The sequence below is a fragment of the Chitinophaga rhizophila genome, from assembly GCF_019492185.1.
Taxonomy (GTDB): Bacteria; Bacteroidota; Bacteroidia; order Chitinophagales; family Chitinophagaceae; genus Chitinophaga; species Chitinophaga rhizophila.
The window spans coordinates 1-634 of sequence record NZ_JAICCF010000020.1 but is presented as its reverse complement, the minus strand read 5'-3'; the positions used below and the strand labels follow the sequence as shown (position 1 = coordinate 634).

The following is a 634-nucleotide window of genomic DNA, read 5'->3' as shown; positions in this document are numbered from 1 at the left end:
AAGCACAAGCTCTTTGACATATTGGGAAAAATAAGTTGTAATAGTAGATTACAGAAAGCTTTGAAGATATTTAAAGCGAATAAGGGCGCATGGTGGATGCCTAGGCTCTAGGAGGCGATGAAGGACGTGGTAAGCTGCGATAAGCTACGGGGAGATGCAAACGATCGTTACATCCGTAGATTTCCGAATGAGACAACTCAATACATTGAAGATGTATTATCCGCAAGGAGGCCAACGCAGGGAACTGAAACATCTAAGTACCTGCAGGAAAAGAAAATAAATTAATGATTCCCTAAGTAGTGGCGAGCGAACGGGGACCAGCCCAAACCGCGGTGGCGTGCTGCCGCGGGGTTATAGGACTACTTTTAGAAAGTCAGATCAAATTGAATCATCTGGAAAGATGAGCCATAGCAGGTGATAGCCCTGTAGATAGAAATTCTGATAGACGTGTAGTATCCTGAGTAGCGCGGGACCGGAGGAATCCTGTGTGAAGTTGCCAGCACCATCTGGTAAGGCTAAATACTCCCTAGAGACCGATAGTGAACCAGTACCGTAAGGGAAAGGTGAAAAGCACTTCGAATAGAAGAGTGAAATAGTACCTGAAACCGTGCGCCTACAAGCGGTCGGAGCATAG

At 46.1% G+C, this 634-nt stretch carries 1 rRNA gene; it reads left to right on the top strand.

The features are described from left to right. Window positions 1-69 precede the first annotated feature (69 nt). A 23S ribosomal RNA gene (locus tag K1Y79_RS29050) occupies window positions 70-634 on the top strand; the annotation flags it as partial.